The following is a 16,075-nucleotide window of genomic DNA, read 5'->3' on the forward strand; positions in this document are numbered from 1 at the left end:
GATGAAACTCAATAGACAGAACCTCAACCGCCTCGCCCCCGAGGTGGCCCTGCCCGCCTACGCCCTGAGTGACACTCGCCAAGGCATCGCCCACATTGGCGTCGGCGGCTTTCACCGCGCCCATCAGGCGTATTACACCGACGCCCTGATGAATACCGGCGAAGGCCTGGAATGGGCGATCTGCGGTGTCGGCCTGCGCGCCGAAGACCGCCGTGCCCGTGACGATCTGAAAGAACAGGACTACCTGTTCACCCTGTTCGAACTGGGCGATAGCGACGACACCGAAGTGCGGGTCATCGGGGCCATTCGCGACATGCTGCTGGCCGAAGACGGTGCCCGGGCGCTGATCGAAAAACTGGCCAGCCCCGAGATCCGCATCGTCTCGCTCACCATCACCGAAGGCGGCTACTGCATCGATGACAGCAATGGCGAGTTCATGGCCGGGCTGCCGCAGATCCAGCATGACCTGGCGAACCCTGACGCACCGAAAACCGTGTTCGGCTTCCTCTGTGCCGCACTGGCCAAACGCCGGGCGACTGGCACACCGGCGTTCACCTTGATGTCCTGCGATAACCTGCCGCACAACGGGGCCGTCACCCGCAAGGCGTTGCTGGCCTTCGCGGCATTGCGCGACGCCGGGCTGCGCGACTGGATCGAGCGCAACGTGAGTTTCCCCAATGCCATGGTCGACCGCATCACGCCGATGACCAGCACCGAACATCACCTGCAACTGGCCGACAAGCATGGGCTGGACGACGCCTGGCCGGTGGTCTGCGAACCCTTTGTGCAGTGGGTGCTGGAAGACAAATTCGTCAATGGTCGCCCGGCTTGGGAAAAGGTCGGCGTGCAGTTCACCGACGACGTCGCGCCCTATGAAGAAATGAAGATCAAACTGCTCAATGGCAGTCACCTGGCCCTGACTTATCTGGGTTTTCTGAAGGGTTACCGCTTTGTCCACGAGACCATGAACGATCCCCTGTTCGTGCGCTACATGCGCGCCTACATGGACCTGGATGTGACCCCGCAGTTGTCAGCGGTACCGGGAATTGACCTGACCGAGTACAAAAACACGCTGGTGGCACGTTTTTCCAACCAGGCGATTGCCGACCAACTGGAGCGCGTTTGCTCGGACGGTTCGTCGAAGTTTCCGAAATTCACCGTACCGACCATCAACCGCCTGATCGCCGACGGTCAGGACACCAAACGGGCGGCGCTGGTCGTGGCCGCCTGGGCCTTGTACTTGAAGGGTGTGGACGAGAACGGCGACACCTACGCCATCCCGGACCCACGGGCGGCGTTCTGCCAGGCGCTGGTGGCCGATGATGCGTTGATCACCCAGCGGATACTGGGGGTCGAGGAGATCTTTGGCACGGCGATACCACGCTCGGCGGAGTTTGTCGCGGCGTTTGAGTGGTGCTGCAACAGCTTGCGCGATGTCGGGGTGACGCGGACGCTGGAGAGGGTTCTGGCATAAGTCCTGCGTTGAAGCTGCTACCGTCGCGGGCTTGCCCGCGATGACGACCTGACAGACAACGCAGATGCTCAATGGTCACCAAGATCGACCTGACACACAGGACCTGCCATGACAAACCAACAACTCTTCCTCGGCATCGACTGCGGCACCCAGGGCACCAAAGCCATTATCCTGGACGCCGTCAGTGGTCAAGTGCTGGGCCAGGGCGCTGCTGCGCACAAGCTGATCAGTGGCGCCAATGGCCGCCGTGAACAGGACCCGGCGCAGTGGCTCGACGCGTTGACCCTCGCCAGCCGGCGCGCCTTGCTGGCAGCCAATGTCGACGGCGAGGCCATTCTGGGCATCGGCGTATCCGGCCAACAACACGGCCTGGTGCTGCTCGACCATCAGGGCAAGGTGCTGCGCCCGGCCAAGCTCTGGTGCGACACCGAAACCGCCGAAGAAAACGATCGACTGCTCAGGCATCTGGGCGGCGAAAAAGGCTCGCTGGAACGTCTGGGTGTGGTCATCGCCCCAGGCTACACCGTGTCCAAACTGTTATGGACCCAGGAACAGCATCCCGAGATTTTCTCCCGCATCGCTCACGTGCTGCTGCCCCACGATTACCTCAACTACTGGCTCACCGGGCGCAGCTGCAGCGAGTACGGCGACGCCTCCGGCACCGGCTACTTCAATGTGCGCACCCGCCAATGGGATTTGCAGTTGCTGCGTGACATCGACCCCAGCGGCCGCTTGCAAGCGGCGTTGCCGGAACTGATCGATGCTCACGCCCCCGTCGGCACCGTGCTGCCGAGCATCGCCGGGCACTTGGGCATCAACCCGCGCGCGCGGGTCTCCAGCGGCGGCGGTGACAACATGATGGGCGCGATCGGCACGGGCAACATCAAACCGGGCGCGATCACCATGAGCCTCGGTTCGTCCGGGACGATCTACGCCTATGCCGATCAGCCGAAGGTCAGTCCGGACGCTGCGGTGGCGACCTTTTGCTCCTCCAGCGGCGGCTGGCTGCCGTTGATCTGCACCATGAACCTGACCAACGCCACCGGGGTGATCCGCGAGTTGTTCGATCTGGATATCGAGTGTTTCAACGCGCTCGTCACCCAGGCCCCCATCGGCGCCGAAGGCGTATGTATGCTGCCGTTCCTCAACGGCGAACGCGTGCCCGCCCTGCCCCATGCCACCGGCAGCGTCCTGGGTCTGAACATGACCAACCTGACCCAAGCCAATCTGTGCCGTGCCGTGGTCGAAGGCACTACCTTCGGCTTGCGATATGGACTGGACCTGCTGCGCGACAATGGCTTACAAAGCCGCAGCATCTGCCTGATCGGCGGCGGTTCGAAAAGTCAGGTGTGGCGGCAAATAGTCGCCGACACCATGAACACGCCAGTGATCTGCACCGAACAAAGCGAAGCCGCCGCCCTGGGCGCGGCGATTCAGGCGGCGTGGAGTACATCCTGGGCCAACGGCCACGAAGACAGCCTCTCGGACCTGTGCGAGCGTTGCGTGAAACTCGACCTGGCCAGTGAAACCTTGCCGATTGCAGAAAACGTGATGGCCTCCCAACAGGCCTACGAACGCTATCGACAGCATGTCGCAACCCTTTAAAGAGCGAATAACTATGTATCTGGTGTGTGGCGAAGCGCTGTTCGATTTCTTCAGTGAAAACGACGCCAGCGAATTGGCTTCAAAAGTGAATTTCAAGGCGATTGCCGGCGGCTCGCCGTTCAACGTCGCGGTGGGTTTGTGCCGCCTGGGCGTCGACGCAGCGCTGTTTGCCGGGTTGTCGACCGACTACCTCGGTCGGCGCTTGTTGCAAGTGTTGCAGGACGAAGGCGTAGACACTGACTACCTGGTGGATTTCCCGGCGCCCACCACCCTGGCCATGGTCGCGGTCGGGGCCAATGGCTCACCGCACTACAGCTTCCGTGGCGAGGGCTGCGCGGACCGGCAACTGAAACCGGAACATCTGCCGGAACTGGGGCCGCAAGTGCGCGGGTTGCACATCGGTTCATATTCGCTGGTCGTGCAACCCGTGGCCGACACGCTGCTGGAGTTGGTGCGTCGCGAAAGTGGCCGGCGCCTGATCAGCCTCGACCCCAACGTGCGGCTTAACCCTGAACCCAACATCGAGCTGTGGCGCTCACGGATTGCCACGTTGGTGGAGCACGCCGACCTGATCAAGGTCAGCGATGAAGACTTGAACCTGCTGTATCCCGGGCAAGACCCGGCACGGGTGATTGATGGCTGGTTGCAGCACCGTTGTCAGTTGGCGTTTTTGACCCGAGGTGGCGAAGGTGCCACCGTATTCAGTCGCGCCCACGGTTCGTGGTCGATTCCCGCCTGTGCGGTGAAAATCGCCGACACTGTCGGTGCCGGCGATACCTTTCAAGCGGCTTTGATTACCTGGTTGACCGAGCAGCAGCTGGATTCGGCTGAAGGCGTGGGCCAATTGAGTCGTGAACAGATCGACGCGATGGTCAGGTTTGCGGTTCAGGCTGCGGCGCTGACGTGCAGCAAGACCGGACCGGACTTGCCGTATCGGCATCAATTGGGTCGTCGTTGAATTCGAAGGCCCTGTCGCAGGAACGCGGCCCGGAGCAAGCCCGTTCCTACAATTCCCGGTCATTCACAACGGGCGCCGTGGGAGATTCGACGACCTTAGCCGGAACGTTGCCGCCAAACGGTAGTGGCCAGGCGACAGGCGGCGTACAGGTGAGTTAACCAATGCTTAATCGCGCAGTCCAACACTCTACTGGACCGCACTCCCGCAGAGCCCTCTGACGCCCAGTGCGGCAGGTTCGACAACACGTCGAGCTGACTTACGCCTGCACTGGAGATCGTCTCATGAACTCGCGCACCCTGCTCGTTTCCGCCGCCCTGGTCTGTGCCTCATTGACAGGGGTTGCACAGGCCAACGACACCACTACCACCACTCAATCCGTACCTTCCTATCACTACGGCATGTCGCTGCACGTGGGTAAAGTCATCGCGCTGACCGAACCGGACACCCTGGATTGCAAGGTTGTCACGGCGCAAATGAAGTACATCGATGACCAGTCGGGCAAGCCTGCGGAGATTGCCTACCGAAAACTGTCTGACGCCTGCAGTTATCAGAACTGACTGAAAAGTCTGAAATAACACCTTGCGGTATTCGTGAGCGGGTTCTGGCGCTATGCTCTAGCGCCTTCCCCCACTGCCGCAAGGATTCGCCATGCAGTTATCGTTTCGTACGCTGTCGACATTCACTGCCACATTGTGTCTGCTACTGGCGCTGGTCTGGGGGTTGACGCCCCAGTGGTTACTGGCGACCTGGGATATCGAATATTCGCTGGCGGCTGGACTGATGGCACGACGGATCGCCGTATTGTTTGCGGCGTTGTGCGTGATTTTTTATCGGATTCGCAATGAAGCACCGTCACCCATCCGTCAAGCATTGAGCTATGGCTTCACGGTTGGATGCTGGGGACTGGCGGCGCTGGGTTTCGGCGAATGGCTCAATGGCCATGTCGGTCCGGGCATATTGCTTGCGGTCGGATTCGAACTGGCGCTGGGCCTGGCGTTTTTCCAGACCCGACGCGTATCGGCGGAGCTCGAGACAGTGGGCTAACCGGCCTTGCCCACCACGTGGCGGTGAACGCTTTCCGTATGGTGAAGTTCAAGGTCTGAACGCAGTTCGGCGATCAAATCATTGATTTCCCGGCAGCCATTGAGTTGTTGAGCGTTTATGCCCGTTTTCAATAGATCCAGCTGATCGGTCTCACCGTCCGAATACACTTTTACCGTCATCGACAACTCCGGCGTCAGCGTGCATTGGCAGCGCTTCGGTAGAAAACTGCTTTCAATGATGTTGCGTAGTTCCAAGGCAGATAAAAACATGGCGACCCTCTCCTTTGTGAGACTGCCAATCAACTGTCGGTGCTGACTCATGTGAAATCCCGGCCAGCTTGAGAACTACTCCAGCATAAAACATGCCTTGAATTTCGCTGTGCAGTTCATCGGTAAATCAAGAAGTTATTCCGGCGTTCTCAAATATTGACCGTGCAATTTGCAAAAAACACATTCAGAGGCCCTGCAATTTGCACACTCCGATGTCCGGTTTGCATTAGCCGCCGATGCCGTCAAGAATAGAAACACGCTGATCCAGTATCCGCTGACCCCACACATACGCAAGGAGGCAACATGGGTTGTTGGACCGCTAACACCACCGTTGGGCTGATAGTTGCCTTACTGTCGAGCGCTGCGCACGCAGCGAAACTTGAAGAGGTCGCCCCCTTTCCGAAACCTGAAAGTGGCTTTACCCGCCAGGTTATCCACCTCACCCCGCAAGCCCGTGAAGACGACTATCAGGTCGAGATCCTCGCCGGCAAAACCTTGAACGTCGACTGCAATCGCCAACGCCTGGGCGGCATTCTCGAAGAGAAAAACCTTGAGGGTTGGGGCTATCCGTTCTACCGCCTGGAAAAAGTCATCGGCCCGATGAGCACCCTCATGGCATGCCCGGATGGCAAGAGTCACCAGGACTTCGTGCCGGTGGTCGGTGACGGGTTCATGCTGCGCTACAACAGCAAACTGCCCATCGTGCTCTACGTGCCCAAGGACGTCGAGGTTCGCTACCGGATCTGGTCAGCCTCCGGCAAAGTCGATAACGCAATCGCTGAGTAACCGTGAAACGCACCGTTTGGCGTCCGCTTGCCGGCTGACTTGATTCACGCCGGGGCGTCGCATAACGCGGCGCGCTCGGCCACATGCCGCAAACTGTCGAAATTGATATTGGCTCCCGAATCGATGGCCACGAAGGTCTGGCCACGGGCTGCGCTTCTGGCGACGTACTTCTTGATTCCAGCCACCGCCAATGCACCGGAAGGTTCGGTGATCGAGCGGGTATCGTCATAGATATTCTTGATCGCGGCGCAGAGTTCGTCGTTGCTGACGGTCAGCACTTCGTCGACGCAAAACCGGCACACTTCAAAGCCATGGGCGCCGATCTGTGCGACGGCCACGCCATCGGCGAAGGTGCCGACGCTTGGCAGGACGACGCGCTGATCTGCCTGCAATGCTGCCTGCAAGCAAGCGGAGTGCTCCGATTCGACACCGATGATGCGTACTTCAGGCCGAAGGTATTTGACGTACGCCGCAATGCCGGCGATCAAGCCACCACCGCCCACCGGTACGAAAATAGCGTCCAGCGGCCCCTGGTGCTGACGCAGGATCTCCATGGCCACGGTGCCTTGCCCCGCGATCACATCCGGGTCATCGAAGGGCGAAACGAAAGTCTTCCCGGTCGTTTGCGCCAGGTCCAGCGCAAAGGCCAGGGCAAACGGAAAGCTCTCGCCATGCAACAAAGCGTCCGCGCCACGGCTGCGCACCCCGAGCACCTTCAGTTCCGGTGTAGTGGCGGGCATCACGATTGTGGCGTCGATCCCCAGCTCACGTGCAGCCAACGCCACGCCCTGGGCGTGATTTCCCGCCGACGCCGTCACCACGCCCCGCGCCTTTTGCTCAGGGCTCAGTTGGACCAGTTTGTTGTAGGCGCCACGGATCTTGAAGGAGAAGGTGGGTTGCAAGTCTTCGCGTTTGAGCAGGATTTGATTGCCCAATGCCGCCGACAGCGCTGGCGCCGGTTGCAACGGCGTGCGCACCGCCAGCTCGTAGACCGGCGCCGCAAGGATCTTTTTGACGTAATGCCCAAGCAGGGATTGTTGGGTGTGCACGCGGGTCATGATCGTCTCCTGACGTTGATCAGAGCCCCGAGACAGAAAATGAAAACCCGCCTCTAGGGCGGGTTGGGTGCTGCAGTCGTGAGCTAGCCCGCCAAATGAGGAATGGCGGTAATAATGCTTGGCTGGCAGCGCAATACGGTGGAAGTCATGTCCGGAAATTAGCCGGGTGCTGATGGCAAGTCAATGGCCAATTTTCTTTGGCTTGTTGATCCTGAACCTGTAGCGTCGTCGAGATTGCTTTAGCGGGTAAGCCCGCTCCCACAGGGTTTAGTGAGCACTTCAATTACGGTGAAGGTGGCCTCATTCACTTCGCCAATCGCTTCAGCCACAGCAACATCCCCCCTGCCCCGAACATCATTGCCAGCAAAAACAATGGATAAGAAACCCACCACGGGGTCCCCGCCGTCATCATGCTGAACTCGGACATGCCGCCGATACTCGCGATCAGGTTCAGCGGCAAAAACACCACGTTGATCAATGTCAGTTTGCGCAGCAGGTTGTTCATGCTGTTGTTCATCAGGTTGCCCCGGGCGTCGATGAGCCCGGAGAACACCGTCGAGTAGATTTCCGCCTGCTTGTAACACTGGTTGTTTTCGATGATCAGGTCGTCGATCAAGCCAATGGCATGGGCGCCGAAGTGCTCCTTTTCCGCATGATTGCGCAGCCGGGTCAGCACCGCGCCGTTACTGTGAATGGCGTTGATGTAATAGATCAGGCTTTCGCTGAGATTGAACATCTGGATCAAGTGCTGGTTCTGCATCGACGCATTGAATTTCTGCTGCAACTCCCGGGCAACCATCTTGATCACTTTGAGGTGCCCCAAATAGTGATGGATGTTGTTGAACAGTAATTCGAGCAGCACATCCAGTGGCGTGTTCAGCGGCTGGCGCTTGCCGAGTCCGCCAAGGGGCGCATCGTCAGTGGTGATCACCAGCAAGCGACCCAGGCAAAACAACAGGCCGCAGGACGACACTTGGAAAGCCAGGCTGTCAGCGCCAGAGTAATTGTCCGGTCGCTTCCAGATCAGGAACAGGTTGTCGGGGTGAAATTCGATGCGCGACACCTCGTCAGGGTCGAGCGCCGAGGCCAGGGCGTGATCATCCAGTTTGAATTGACTGTGCAGCAGGTCCCGTTCGGCGGCGTCGGGATTGCTGAACAGCATCACCTCGGCATCCAGTCTTTCAACGGCGTGCAGCGTACCCTGGCTCAATTGATAACTTTTGATCATTGGCCGCTCACCAGGCCTGGCCGCGGCGTTTGAGTTCAAGGCGGCGGACGAATTCCTCCAGGACCAGTGAATACAGATCGTCCTGCAAATAAGCGTCTTCGATGCCGGCGTCCATGTTCGGGTTGTCGTTGACTTCGATCACCACCACTTTGTCACCGGACTGCTTGAGGTCTACGCCGTACAAGCCATCGCCGATCAGGTTGGCGGTCTTCACAGCCAGCTCCACCACCGCGCGGGGCGCTTCGTGAACGGCCAGGGTCCGGCATTCGCCGTTGATGTCCTGGCCCTTGGCCTTGTGGTTGTAGATCTGCCAGTGCCCCTTGGACATGAAGTATTGGCAGGCAAAGATCGGTTTGCGGTTAAGTACGCCGATGCGCCAGTCGTACTCGGTGTAGAAGAATTCCTGGGCCAGCAACAGCACGGAATGCTCGAACAGCTCGGCCGTGGCTTCGAGCAATGCCTGCTGGCTTTCAACCTTGATCACGCCTCGGGAAAAACAGCCGTCGGGAATTTTCAACACCAACGGAAAACCGAGGCGCTCGCCGACCCGTTCGAAATCTTCCGGTCGCTCCTTGTAGAGGATTTCGGTGGCAGGCATGCCCAGTTGGTGGCTTTTGAGCAGGTCTGTCAGGTACACCTTGTTGGTGCAGCGCAGGATGGACGTCGGATCGTCCATCACCACCAGCCCTTCGCTCTCGGCTTTCTTGGCGAAACGATAGGTGTGGTTGTCGACGCTGGTGGTCTCGCGGATCAACAGCGCGTCGTACTCGGCGATTCGTGCGTAATCCTTGCGCTCAATCAAGTCGACGTCGATCCCCAGGGTCTTGCCGACCCTGACAAAGTTGTCCAGCGCCTTGGCGTTGGACGGCGGCAAGGCTTCCTGGGGATCGTGCAATATCGCCAGGTCATAACGAGCCAGACGCCTTGATCGCGGCATTCGCCAGATCTTGCGACTGAAACTGTCCAGCGAGTTCGCAAACTGATCTTCCTGATCTTCACGCAACTTGTGCAGCGCACCATACTTGATGCCCTCGATGTGCCAACCGTTAGTTCGGCGAAACTCAACTAACAGAATCGGACAGGCAAACACTTCAAATAGTTGGCGCGCCAGATCCTGTAAAGGCTCGATGTTGGTTTTGCCAAAATACAAGGTCAGGGTAAAGCCTTCGGTATCACTGTAGAGATGATGGCTGAGGGCTTTCTCAAGGGTTTTGTCCAGATCATCCAGCGCCAGGCCATACAGGGATTTACGCGTCAACTCACTGATGGTCCGCACCGACGGGATGACCTTGTGGCCGCGCGCTTCGGCCAGTAGGGAGCAATAGTAGCCATGCCCGAGGTACTTGTAGCTACGGCACAGGTTGATCACCTGAACGCGTTTGCCCTGGTCATTGTCGCGGGTTTGCTCGAGATACTCTTGAGCCGTAACGATGTCTTCACTGGGGAAATAAGAGGCCCAATCTTCCTTGCGCTCGACGATGATAATCAATTGGCTGGAAGTTCTATTCGCATCATTTAAATAAGTTGCGGAAGTGATTGCTGCCGGCAAAGTTTGCTCGGATACTGCGCGCCAATGACCTTGTACCGCTGACATAGTGATTGATCCGTTGGAGAACAAGACCTTTCCTATTAAGCACGAACTTTTTCGAAAGTCCCGTTTCATTACGCAACTTTTACGGTGGTCATATGAGTCTCGTATTTCGGTTGGCGGTCACTGAGGATCTACCTGCACTACTGCAACTTGAAGAACAGTGTTTCACCACGGATCGGCTCAACAGTCGCAGCTTCCAATGGATGATCACTCGGGCACACGGACAACTGCTGGTGGCCCAGCGTGGCGAGGACCTGGTGGGCTATGCCGTTGTGTTGTTCCATCGCGGTACGTCGCTGGCACGCCTGTATTCGATTGCAATCGCGGTCCAGGCGCGGGGCAGCGGTTTGGGCAAACAATTGCTCGAGCGCATCGAGGCCTGTGCACTGGCGCACGATTGCGCCTATTTGCGGCTGGAGGTGCGCATCGATAACCCGGCAGCGATTGCCCTGTATGAGCGCAATGGCTATCGGCGTTTCGCATTGATTCACGACTACTACCAGGACCACGCCGACGCGTTGCGCCTGGAAAAGCGCATCCTTCAGCACCGCGACTCACGAAACATCCAGGTGCCCTATTACCCACAAACCACCGATTTCACCTGCGGTCCGGCCTGTCTGCTGATGGCTATGGGCGCGTTGCAACAGGGCCGAGCGCTGGAGCGCCGCGAAGAACTGCAGATCTGGCGCGAGGCGACCACTGTGTTCATGACTTCCGGTCACGGAGGTTGCAGTCCACAGGGCTTGGCACTGGCGGCCTGGCGGCGGGGCTTTCGGGTGAATCTGCAATTGAGCATGCCCGGCCCTTTATTCCTCGACGGCGTGCGCGACGAGCATAAAAAAGACGTCATGCGCCTGGTGCACGATGAGTTCACGACGCAGTTGCAAGCCACTGATGTCGAGTGTGCGATGGGCGGGGCGCTGAACCTGCCGCGCTTGCTGGAACAGGGAGGACAGCCGTTGGTGCTGATCAGCAGCTATCGATTGACCCGTTCGAAATCGCCGCATTGGGTGATCGTCACCGATTGCGACGACGAATTCGTCTACCTGCATGACCCCGATGTGGACCATAGCCAGCATCGCCAACCCATGGACTGCCAGCATCTGCCGGTCAGCCACGGGGAATTCGAAAAAATGTGCCGGTTCGGCCGGGACAAGCTGCGGGCGGCGGTGATCCTGTATCGTCGCGAGTGAACGCCCCGATTGCTATGGCAAGGGCGCCTGCCCCTCTCCACGGTGCTGCACGTTATTTCAGTCCCAGCTTGTACAGCCCACCGTTCGCTTCATCGGTCAGCACGTACAAATAGCCATCCGGTCCCTGCCGCACATCGCGAATGCGTTGATTGAGCTCACCCAACAAGCGCTCTTCGTGGACCACCCGATCACCGTCGAACTGCAAGCGAATCAATTCCTGAGTCACCAAAGCACCGATAAACGCATTGTGCTGCCAGGCCTTGAATCGGTCGCCGTCGTAGAACGCCAGCCCACTGAGGCCGGGGGATTTCTCCCAGACATGGTGCGGTGCGACGGTGCCTTCGGCGGTGGTGCCTTTGGCTTCGGGGATCGGTTGGCCGGAATAGTCGATGCCATGGGTGGCCAGCGGCCAGCCGTAATTCTTGCCGCGTTCGATGATATTGACCTCGTCACCGCCCTGGGGACCGTGTTCGTTCTCCCAGAGGATGCCGGTCCAGGGATTGAGCGCCGCACCTTGGGGATTGCGATGACCGTACGACCAGATTTCCGGGCGCACGCCGGCCTGACCGACAAAGGGGTTGTCGTCCGGCACCTTGCCGTCGGGGTAAATCCGCACCACCTTGCCTTGCAACTTGTCGAGGTCCTGGGCGGTCGGGCGGTCGTTGTTTTCTCCCAGGGTAATGAACAGATAGCCCTCCCGATCGAACACCAGCCGCGAGCCGAAGTGGTTGCCGACCGACAGCTTCGGTTCCTGACGGAAAATCACCTGAAAATCCTTGAGTGAGGTCAGGTCTTCGGACAAGCGCCCACGGCCGACGGCAGTCCCGGCCTTGTCCCCCTGACCTCCACCTTCGGCATAAGACAGGTAGACCGTGCGGTCTTGCTTGAAGTCGGGTGACAGCGCCACATCCAGCAAGCCACCCTGCCCCTTGGCCCAGACCTCTGGCACGCCACTGATCGGTGCTGAGAGTTTGCCGTCAGCCGTCACCCGCCTCAGGTTGCCGGGCCGTTCGGTCACGAGCATGCCCTGGCGGTCAGGCAGAAACGCCAGGGCCCAGGGATGTTCCAGCCCCGTGACGATCGGTGTGACTTCAAGCGTGCCCTGCTCGCTCGTCATCTCCTGGGCAGCCGCTGCCATGGCGGACAATGTGGTGGTCATCAAGGCGCTGGCACAGACAATGGCCAGAAGGGTTTTACGCAACATGCACGATTCCTTTTGTCATGAGAAATGACCGACAGCCTGGCTGCCCGGCCATCACGGGTTGCGGGCGTCCGGGTCTCGCTGAGGCGGATTGGGGATGAACTTGGGTGGGCTGGTGGGGGCCGGCCGATCCTGAGGATAGCGATTGCCGACGCCACCATTATCGAGGGTCGGTGGCCGCGGAACCGGCACGGTGTTCGGCCCCCGGACGGCAGGCGCGCTGGGCTGTGTACCCTGCATGCTGTTTGGATTGGCGCGGCGAATCGGGCTGTTGTAGGGATTGTTATTGCTGCCCGGCAAGTTCTGGGCGATCTGCATCGGCGCACCTGACCCTGCCACATGAGCCTGAACCGCCGGAATGATGAAACCGCTGAGGGCCAGCGTGATGAGGCCAAGCATGCATCGGTTCATGGGGAGCCTCTCGACGTGAGCCAGAATAGAGTCTTCGATAGCACGCTACGCTCGGGGTTCGTATTTGTTAACAAAAAACTCCGAGAAGATGTAACACGAAGTTGGCGCCCCATCCCGGTGGGGCTGAAGGTCGCTGAAACTTTTTCCAGAGGCCACGTGTCAGCTGATCATCACTCACGAGTAGACGACCATGGCGCGGGCAATCTGGAAGGGCGCAATCAGCTTCGGCCTGGTGCACATCCCCGTGGCGCTGGTTTCGGCGACGTCTTCCCATGGGGTGGATTTCGACTGGCTCGACAGCCGCAGCATGGACCCGGTGGGCTACAAGCGCGTCAACAAGATCACCGGCAAGGAAGTGACCAAGGAACACATCGTCAAGGGTGTCCAGTACGAAAAGGGTCGATACGTGGTGCTCAGCGAAGAGGAAATTCGCTCGGCGCATCCCCTGTCGACCCAGACCATCGACATTTTTGCCTTTGTCGACAGCGAACAGATCCCGTTGCAGAACATCGACACGCCCTATTACCTGGCACCGGATAAACGCGGGGGCAAGGTGTATGCGCTGTTGCGCGAAACGCTCACCCGAACCAAAAAAGTCGCCCTGGCACGCGTAGTGCTGCACACCCGCCAGTATCTGGCGGCGCTGATGCCACTGGAATCGGCCATGGTGCTGGTGAAACTGCGCTGGCCGGCGGAAGTGCGCAGTCTGGAGGAGTTGGCGCTCGGCCCTGACGTCACCAAGGCCGAGCTGGCCAAGGGCGAACTGGACATGGCCAAGCGACTGGTGGAGGACATGAGCGCCGAGTGGTCGCCGGATGACTACCGGGACGAGTTTGAGGACAAGATCATGGCCCTGGTGGACAAGAAAGCCCACGAAGGCAAGATTGAGGATGTGGAAACGGCCACCGGCGAAGAGGAGCGCAAAACAGCGGATGTCATTGACCTGACTGAGTTGCTCAAACGCAGTCTGGGCGGCAAGGCGCCAGGCAAGGCGACCGCAAAACCCAAACCGGCTGCCAAACCGGCGGCAAGGAAAAAAGTCAGCAAGTAAGGCGCGCGGCCGGCCTGGCTCACCGAAGGCAAGCCCGCGATGCCCTCGGTCGACCCGGCGAATGAATCAGACCAGTATGAAGATCGCCAGCAACCCGCCGAAGATCGCCCACTTTTCCAGGTAATAGCGCTTACGGTTGCGCTTTTTCAGTTCTTTGCCGCGCAGACGAATCTTGTAGATCCTGCCGAACAGTCGATTGATGGCGCCGGTCCGGTCACCCTCCTCGTTCGGCGCTCCAGCCGCCGACATCACATTGCGACTGAACCAGGCGTTGAACGCGGCCGCCCAGCGATACTTCATCGGCCGTTCAACGTCGCAAAACAGAATGATCCGGTTCTGCTCGGTGGCGTTTTCGGCGTAATGAATGTACGTCTCGTCAAACATCACCGCTTCACCATCGCGCCAATGGTAGTTCTCGCCATCGACGTTGATGTAGCAACCGCTGTCGTTGGGCGTCGCCAGGCCCAGGTGATATCGGTAAGAGCCGGCGTACGGGTCGCGGTGACGCACCAGTTTCGAACCCGGTGGCAATTCCGCGAACATCGCCGCCTTGATCGAACCGATGCTCTGCACCAGTTCGGTGGTGCGCGGGCAGAGCTTCATCGCCGACGGATGGCTGTCGCCGTACCACTTGAGATAGAAGCGTTTCCAGCCGGATTTGAAGAACGAGTTGAAACCCACATCGTCATACTGGCTGGAGCGCTTGATCTCCCCGGCCTGCAAGAGGTTCTGGCCTTCGGCGCGGATTTCTTCCCAGTGGGCCTGCAACGGGCTCAGGTCGGGAAAGTCGGCCGGATTGAGATACGGCTTGTTGGGAAGCTTCGAGAACAGATAAAGGAAGCAGTTGATCGGCGCCAGAAACGTCGAGTGGTCGCTCAATTGGCGGCCCAGTTTATGGCGCACCCGCCCACGCAGATGGACATACGCGATGGAGACAACGTAGATAGCGGCAATGATGAGTTTCACGGAATTCGTCACACGTCATGGGTGAACAAACTGCGCGCCCTGCCAGTCTCTGGCCTGCGGGGCTTTTGCAGCGTCTGAATATGATTAGCAGCCCTATGGCACGCCGTTGAGCCGGCGCTGAATATCGGCAACTAATGATAGGTGGCATTTTAGCCACACTTTGTAACCAATAGTTAACCTGAAATGTTGAAAATCTGTCCGCTGATGCCAGCAAAGCGTCTGAGGGGCCGGATTGCCCTATCGTTTAAAGAGCCAGACCAGTACAATCGCCGCCAAACTTTATGCGCCCCCCCTTGGTTGATGACGGGAATGATCCCGGCCTCAGCGCAGGTACTGATTCGGTACTGCCGCCACCCGCTACTCTGAATGCTTCGCAGGAAAAACCTTTGATCTCTACAGCTAACATCACCATGCGATCTTTTGGGCGTCGTGATGTTGCGTAAAGCGCAGGAAAATCAAGGGCTTGAGCCGCGCCGGATCGCATCAAAACACCTTAAATAACGCCGTTTGGTATCAGAATTGGTATCAGGCCCCCCCCTAACCTCCAGTACGGCGAGCCTCTGCGATGAGGTCCAATGATGGATTGGATGTAGCCAACCACCACAGCCCCGGCGAGTCTGGGTTCGCCCTACGTTATCTCTTCACGATGTAGCAACTTTTTAGCAAGCTGTCACGGGCACTACCGGTTCTTGGTGGGCGGGTTAGGCGAACCGGGATTTGCTTAAGCAAGATCACCTTGAGTCGCACCCCAAACATTCGACTGCTACGCTGAATGCTTCACGGAGGATTCGCGATGGCCAATGCCGACCTGCTCCCTTCTCTGCTGTACAAGCTCAACGAAAATCAACTCGCCCTGGAGGCTGCCATCATGGAGCTTACGCTTTGGGCTGAGAAACGCGGAGCGACTGAGGTCGGTGGCAATGTTCGCGGCGCTCTGGAAGCGATCAACCGTAATGAAGAATTAATCAAGATGACGCTCGCGGTAATGATGACGCCGGAGTGACCGTGATCGGCTGTGGATTCAACCGTCGAGCAGCGGAGTGAAGTGCGCACAAGGGCGGGCGCGTTCAACCCATAGCTGCCGGTCAGAACCGGCAGAATACGGCCAACAGCGGACGTTCGGCTTCTTATGGTTTCGGTTGCCACACCCTGTCTGAGGCTCACTTCTCTATGTCGGCTCACTCTGTAGCTGGATGAATCGCAACGCCCCCCAGAGAGTATTCCCTTCTGCCGCGATGCT

Annotated in this window: 15 protein-coding genes and 1 pseudogene; 9 read left to right on the plus strand and 7 right to left on the minus strand. The window is 58.8% G+C overall.

Going from position 1 to position 16,075, the window contains the following annotated elements; genetic code table 11:
* Position 1 precedes the first annotated feature (1 nt).
* The 5 genes from ACVWYU_RS04675 (at position 2) to ACVWYU_RS04695 (ending at position 5,081) form a co-directional block, all read left to right on the plus strand.
* A complete protein-coding gene (locus tag ACVWYU_RS04675; protein ID WP_457372051.1) occupies positions 2-1,474 on the plus strand; it encodes a mannitol dehydrogenase family protein in 1,473 nt (490 codons plus the stop codon).
* A 108-nt stretch (positions 1,475-1,582) separates the two neighbouring features.
* On the plus strand, positions 1,583-3,079 hold the full coding sequence (gene xylB, locus ACVWYU_RS04680) for a xylulokinase (RefSeq protein WP_457372052.1): 1,497 nt from the start codon (positions 1,583-1,585) through the stop codon (positions 3,077-3,079).
* Between the two features lie 13 nt (positions 3,080-3,092).
* Entirely contained in the window at positions 3,093-4,037 is a 945-nt protein-coding gene (locus tag ACVWYU_RS04685; RefSeq protein ID WP_457372053.1) for a carbohydrate kinase family protein, read from the plus strand.
* A gap of 281 nt (positions 4,038-4,318) precedes the next feature.
* Entirely contained in the window at positions 4,319-4,594 is a 276-nt protein-coding gene (locus ACVWYU_RS04690) for a DUF2790 domain-containing protein (protein WP_457372054.1), read from the plus strand.
* Between the two features lie 91 nt (positions 4,595-4,685).
* Positions 4,686-5,081, plus strand: a complete 396-nt coding sequence (locus ACVWYU_RS04695) for a hypothetical protein (RefSeq protein WP_090321404.1) — start codon at positions 4,686-4,688, stop codon at positions 5,079-5,081.
* On the opposite strand, the gene ACVWYU_RS04700 is transcribed toward ACVWYU_RS04695, so the two are convergent.
* Positions 5,078-5,350, minus strand: a complete 273-nt coding sequence (locus ACVWYU_RS04700) for a DUF1652 domain-containing protein (RefSeq protein ID WP_090321402.1) — start codon at positions 5,348-5,350, stop codon at positions 5,078-5,080. The genes ACVWYU_RS04695 and ACVWYU_RS04700 overlap by 4 nt on opposite strands.
* A gap of 303 nt (positions 5,351-5,653) precedes the next feature.
* On the opposite strand from ACVWYU_RS04700, the gene eco reads away from it, so the two are divergent.
* Positions 5,654-6,136 carry a serine protease inhibitor ecotin gene (gene eco, locus ACVWYU_RS04705; RefSeq protein ID WP_457372055.1) on the plus strand — a complete coding sequence of 161 codons (483 nt, stop codon included), beginning with the start codon at positions 5,654-5,656 and terminating at the stop codon, positions 6,134-6,136.
* 62 nt (positions 6,137-6,198) lie between these two features.
* Here the strand turns inward: eco and ilvA are convergent.
* The 3 genes and pseudogenes from ilvA to ACVWYU_RS04720 form a co-directional block, all read right to left on the minus strand.
* A pseudogene (gene ilvA / locus ACVWYU_RS04710) lies at positions 6,199-7,194 on the minus strand (threonine ammonia-lyase, biosynthetic); the annotation flags it as partial.
* 304 nt (positions 7,195-7,498) lie between these two features.
* On the minus strand, positions 7,499-8,422 hold the full coding sequence (locus ACVWYU_RS04715; protein ID WP_457372056.1) for a magnesium transporter CorA family protein: 924 nt from the start codon (positions 8,420-8,422) through the stop codon (positions 7,499-7,501).
* A 7-nt stretch (positions 8,423-8,429) separates the two neighbouring features.
* Positions 8,430-10,016 (minus strand): RimK family protein, encoded by a 1,587-nt coding sequence (locus ACVWYU_RS04720; RefSeq protein WP_247255857.1) that lies wholly within the window; start codon positions 10,014-10,016, stop codon positions 8,430-8,432.
* 92 nt (positions 10,017-10,108) lie between these two features.
* Here ACVWYU_RS04720 and ACVWYU_RS04725 point away from each other — a divergent pair, with 92 nt between their 5' ends.
* Positions 10,109-11,206 (plus strand): GNAT family N-acetyltransferase/peptidase C39 family protein, encoded by a 1,098-nt coding sequence (locus tag ACVWYU_RS04725; protein ID WP_390956215.1) that lies wholly within the window; start codon positions 10,109-10,111, stop codon positions 11,204-11,206.
* A gap of 52 nt (positions 11,207-11,258) precedes the next feature.
* On the opposite strand, the gene ACVWYU_RS04730 is transcribed toward ACVWYU_RS04725, so the two are convergent.
* Positions 11,259-12,410, minus strand: coding sequence for a PQQ-dependent sugar dehydrogenase (locus ACVWYU_RS04730; RefSeq protein ID WP_457372057.1), 1,152 nt, complete (start codon positions 12,408-12,410; stop codon positions 11,259-11,261).
* Positions 12,411-12,461: 51 nt separating this feature from the next.
* Complete coding sequence (locus ACVWYU_RS04735; protein ID WP_247255854.1) at positions 12,462-12,818, minus strand: hypothetical protein; 357 nt, start codon at positions 12,816-12,818, stop codon at positions 12,462-12,464.
* 190 nt (positions 12,819-13,008) lie between these two features.
* On the opposite strand from ACVWYU_RS04735, the gene ku reads away from it, so the two are divergent.
* Positions 13,009-13,869, plus strand: a complete 861-nt coding sequence (ku, locus tag ACVWYU_RS04740) for a non-homologous end joining protein Ku (RefSeq protein WP_090321383.1) — start codon at positions 13,009-13,011, stop codon at positions 13,867-13,869.
* A gap of 66 nt (positions 13,870-13,935) precedes the next feature.
* On the opposite strand, the gene lpxO is transcribed toward ku, so the two are convergent.
* A complete protein-coding gene (lpxO, locus tag ACVWYU_RS04745; protein WP_390956218.1) occupies positions 13,936-14,835 on the minus strand; it encodes a lipid A hydroxylase LpxO in 900 nt (299 codons plus the stop codon).
* Positions 14,836-15,628: 793 nt separating this feature from the next.
* Here lpxO and ACVWYU_RS04750 point away from each other — a divergent pair.
* Positions 15,629-15,838 (plus strand): hypothetical protein, encoded by a 210-nt coding sequence (locus ACVWYU_RS04750; protein ID WP_457372058.1) that lies wholly within the window; start codon positions 15,629-15,631, stop codon positions 15,836-15,838.
* Positions 15,839-16,075: the final 237 nt, after the last annotated feature.

It is taken from the genome of Pseudomonas sp. TE12234, assembly GCF_054061835.1.